General features: G+C 34.1%; 4 protein-coding genes. 3 read left to right on the forward strand and 1 reads right to left on the reverse strand.

The window, feature by feature from the left end; translation table 11 throughout:
* Window positions 1–474: 474 nt before the first annotated feature.
* The 3 genes from AC1VAQ_RS20690 (at window position 475) to AC1VAQ_RS20700 (ending at window position 4,023) form a co-directional block, all read left to right on the forward strand.
* Entirely contained in the window at window positions 475–1,437 is a 963-nt protein-coding gene (locus tag AC1VAQ_RS20690) for a bifunctional 4-hydroxy-2-oxoglutarate aldolase/2-dehydro-3-deoxy-phosphogluconate aldolase (RefSeq protein ID WP_302596794.1), read from the forward strand.
* Window positions 1,438–1,614: 177 nt separating this feature from the next.
* Complete coding sequence (locus AC1VAQ_RS20695) at window positions 1,615–2,640, forward strand: PfkB family carbohydrate kinase (protein WP_302596797.1); 1,026 nt, start codon at window positions 1,615–1,617, stop codon at window positions 2,638–2,640.
* Window positions 2,641–3,084: 444 nt separating this feature from the next.
* A complete protein-coding gene (locus AC1VAQ_RS20700) occupies window positions 3,085–4,023 on the forward strand; it encodes a sugar kinase (RefSeq protein WP_302596795.1) in 939 nt (312 codons plus the stop codon).
* Between the two features lie 267 nt (window positions 4,024–4,290).
* Here the strand turns inward: AC1VAQ_RS20700 and AC1VAQ_RS20705 are convergent, their stop codons facing one another.
* On the reverse strand, window positions 4,291–4,566 hold the full coding sequence (locus tag AC1VAQ_RS20705; RefSeq protein WP_302596798.1) for a prolipoprotein diacylglyceryl transferase family protein: 276 nt from the start codon (window positions 4,564–4,566) through the stop codon (window positions 4,291–4,293).
* Window positions 4,567–4,585 lie beyond the last annotated feature (19 nt).

The raw sequence follows: 4,585 nt of genomic DNA on the forward strand, positions 1-4,585 counted from the left end.
CACACGACTAAAAATCATGAATAACTAAATTTTATAAATGTGAAATCTATATAGATGTGAAATCTTAAATACTATATATAGTATAGCATAATAAAGTCAAAAATATATATTTAGACTATATATAAAATAAAATATTTTTCGTTAAATGGGGTAGTAGATATATTGAAAAGGATATAAAAATGGTTAGATTTAGCTAATAATATATTAGATACGTCTAACATAATATTAGGGCTAAAACTGGCAAATATAAAAATAAATAAGATAATTTAAAATAAAAAGTTTGATATTCATTAAAAGAATAACAACTTATGTCAAATTTATTAAAAAACAACAACAAAAGCGTGAAAATGAATGTTAATATATAGTTACATATAAAAAAAAATATGAAATTAAAGCAAGTTATAGATTAGTCTTTAATAAAAATAAGATTAATAAAATTTAGAAATAAATCAATATAAAATAGGAGGCACGACAATGAGTAATGTTCTTGAACAAATCGGTGCATACGGTATCGTTCCAGTAGTAGTAGTTAACAAAATTGAGGAAGCAAAACCACTTGCAAAAGCTTTATGTGATGGAGGACTTCCAGTAGCAGAGGTAACATTCAGAACTGCATGTGCTAAAGAAGCTATCAGCATTATGGCAAAAGAGTTCCCAGAAATGTTAATCGGAGCTGGTACAGTTCTTACAACAGAGCAAGTAGACGAAGCAGTAGAAGCAGGAGCTAAATTCATCGTAAGTCCTGGTCTTAACCCAAAAGTAGTTAAATACTGCGTAGATAAAGGAATACCTGTAACACCAGGTTGTGCTAATCCTTCAGACGTAGAACAAGCTATCGAACTTGGACTTAATGTAGTAAAAATCTTCCCAGCTGAAGCAGTTGGTGGAATTAAACTTATCAAATCAATGGCTGGTCCATACACAAATATGAAATTCATGCCAACAGGTGGTATTAACGCTAAAAACCTTAATGATTACTTATCATTCGATAGAATCATCGCTTGCGGTGGTAGCTGGATGGTAGATCCTAAATTAGTTGCTGCTGGTGAATTTGATAAAATCACAGAAATGACAAGAGAAGCTGTAACACAAATGTTAGGATTCGAACTTGCACATGTTGGTATCAACGCTGAAACAGAAGATGCTGCATCAGAAATCGCTGCTGCATTTGATGGTGCATTCAATACAGGTGTTAAAGTTGGCAATAGCTCAATCTTCGCTGGTCTTGGCGTAGAAGTTATGAAAACTCCATACCTTGGTGCTAAAGGTCATATTGCTTACAAAACAAATTACATTGAAAGAGCTGTAGCTTACCTTCAAGCTAAAGGTATCGAAATCAATGAAGAAACAGCTAAATACAATGCAAAAGGTAAATTAGTAGCAGTTTACTTAAAAGAAGAAATGGGTGGATTCGCTATTCACTTATTACAAAAATAGTTTATAAATAAAAGTTTATAAATAACAACATAACATTGATACTTCATGGGAACATCATTACGTGACCATATACATAAATCATACGTAGCAGCTTGCATAGTGAATAAAGTAATTATTAAGCTGCTACACATAAAACAAGTAGAGTAAATAATATTTTTAAAGATAATAGGAGAATGAATAATGAGTAAAGTAGTTACTTTCGGTGAAATTATGTTAAGACTTGCCCCAAATGGGTATTTAAGATTCAACCAAGTGGATCAATTCCAAGCAACATACGGTGGGGGAGAAGCTAACGTAGCAGTTTCTCTTGCTAACTATGGATTAGAAGCAGAATTCGTAACAAAATTACCAGCACACGAAATCGGTCAAGCAGCAGTAAATGATCTTCGTAGATACGGTGTAGAAACAAAACACATCGCTCGCGGTGGAGAAAGAATTGGTATTTACTTCTTAGAAAAAGGTGCTTCTCAAAGACCTTCTAAAGTAATTTACGATAGAAATCACTCTTCAATCATGGAAGCAACAACAGCTGATTTCAACTGGGATGAAATTTTCGAAGGAGCAGAATGGTTCCACTTCACAGGTATTACTCCAGCACTTGGTGATAATGCAGCAGCTATCTGTTTAGAAGCTTGTAAAGCAGCTAAAGCTAAAGGTGTTAAAGTAAGCTGTGACCTTAACTACAGAAAAAAATTATGGACAAGAGAAAAAGCTGGTCAAGTAATGGCTGAGCTTATGCCATACGTAAATGTTTGTATCGCAAATGAAGAAGATGCAGCTGATGTATTCGGTATTCACGCAGCAGATACAGATGTAACTAAAGGTGAAGTTAACCACGATGGTTATAAAGATGTAGCTAAACAACTTAAAGATAGATTTGGTTTTGATTATGTAGCAATTACACTTAGAGAATCAATCTCAGCTAGTGATAACAACTGGGCAGCAATGTTATACAACGGCGAAGATTTCTTCTTCTCTAAAAAATATGCAGTACGTATTGTTGACCGTGTAGGTGGCGGAGATTCATTTGGCGGTGGTCTCATCTACTCATTAGTTAACAACTATGAACCACAAGCAGCAATCGAATTTGCAGTTGCAGCTTCATGTTTAAAACACACAATCGAAGGCGACTTCAACCGTGTATCAGTAGCTGAAGTACAAGCTTTAGCTGGTGGAGATGGTTCAGGACGCGTTCAAAGATAATAAGTTCTTAGCGAAACACATAAACCCAAAACATATATAGTGATACATCCCTAGTATCACACATTCTAAAAACATTCCTAATTAGTATGATGCATGATTTGTGTCAGAAACATTAATATGGGTTTTACATCATTATTAAGAGATGATGGAGGCGTGTATTAATAGCATAGCTGGGTAGCTATAAGGTTACCTAGCTATAAAAAACGATTAATTCACATACAAGCATACGTGGGTTAATCGTATTTTTTTTATCAAATTTCAATCTATCAAAATTTGGATACACATATTTGAGGGATAAGATTTGATGTCGTGTTTGTTTGAATTGTATTTAAAAAATCAAGATTACTTTAGAGTTATTAGGCGAATAATAATTCTAGAGGCAGAAGGTATATTAGCTAAGTATACATAGCTAAGTACAAGGTAGAAGACATAGGAGGAAGCGAAATGTCAAAAGTAATTTTAGTAGGGGAACCTATGGCATTATTTATTGCTGAAGAGCAAGGTACATTAGATACAGTAACAAGATTTACAAGATCAGCTGCTGGTGCAGAAATGAATGTAGCAATTGGTCTTAAAAGGCTTGAACACGAAGTATGTTATATTACTAAATTAGGAATGGACCCATTTGGAAAATATTTAATTGACTTTTTAAATGGAGAAGGTATTGATACAAGCAAAATTTGTTTTGATGACCACTATCCAACAGCATTTCAATTAAAAGCAAAGACAGAAGAAGGTGACCCAGACGTAGCTTACTATCGCAACGGTTCTGCAGCATCTAATATTACAGTAGACGATGTAGACAGCATTGATATGGTAGGGTTCGATCACTTCCACTTAACAGGGATTTTCCCAGCTATCTCGGATTCATCAAGAGCAACTTTACTGTACCTTATCGAAAAAGCAAAAAATAATGGATTATCAACATCATTTGACCCTAACCTTAGACCAAGTCTTTGGAAAAATAAAGAGCATATGATTGAAATGATTAATAAAATTGCTTTCAGATGTGATACTGTACTTCCAGGCATTGGTGAAGGAAGAATTTTAACAGGCCTTGAGCACGAAAGTGACATTGCCGACTTCTACTTAAATAGAGGCGTTAAAAACGTAGTAATTAAAATGGGACCAAAAGGTGCCTATGTAAAAACAAAAACAGAAGAAAAATATATCGATGGCTACAAAGTAGAAAAAGTTATTGATACAGTAGGTGCAGGCGACGGTTTTGCAGTAGGTTTCTTGAGCGGACTTCTTGAAAAAGAGTCAGTAGAAAACTGCGCAGACAGAGCAAATGCTATCGGGGCAATCCAAGTAATGCACGCAAGTGATAACGAAGGACTCCCAACAAGAGAAGAATTATTTGCATTCATGCAAAAAAGATAATTCTCATATATAAAACGACTAAAGATTGATTAGTCATAAATTAAATTAGTGTTAACAAGTGTAGTGAAAAAGTGTGTTTATATAAGTAGTTTTTAATGTAAATAATAGTGTGATTATATATAGTAAAAGGTGAGCTTAGTAGTGTGGGCTCACCTTTTTTACATTCAGCATCCCTTGGGGACAGGTCTCTAAAAATGGTGTTATAGGAGTGGGGACAGGTCTCTAAAAGTGATGTTATAAGAAAATGGTGGATACAATGGAGATGATTTAGGATTTGTGAAGATGCTTGGTTAATTTGTGTGAGGGGAATCTTTTGTATAATATATAGAGCGTGGTACTAAGTATAATTAAGATACTAATCCATTGAGATGTGGAGAAGATACCCAAGTACCCTCTTTTAGTGTCATAGCGTAGAAATTCAATAAAAAACCTAAGAATAGAGTAGCTTAATAAGTAAATTATAATTGTGTTAAGTTTGGAATATATACTCAAGTACCAAATGATGAAGGATAGTGTGAAAAAAAGAAACCTAGAAGTAGACATAGCAAACAAGCCCTTGGAT

It is taken from the genome of Cellulosilyticum sp. (assembly GCF_982396655.1).

What these genes read in the sequence shown, in the direction of transcription:
- AC1VAQ_RS20690 (WP_302596794.1), top strand. Translation starts at nt 475, where the DNA reads ATGAGTAATGTTCTTGAACAAATCGGTGCATACGGTATCGTTCCAGTA.
- AC1VAQ_RS20700 (WP_302596795.1), top strand. Translation starts at nt 3,085, where the DNA reads ATGTCAAAAGTAATTTTAGTAGGGGAACCTATGGCATTATTTATTGCT.
- AC1VAQ_RS20705 (WP_302596798.1), bottom strand. Translation starts at nt 4,566, where the DNA reads ATGTCTACTTCTAGGTTTCTTTTTTTCACACTATCCTTCATCATTTGG.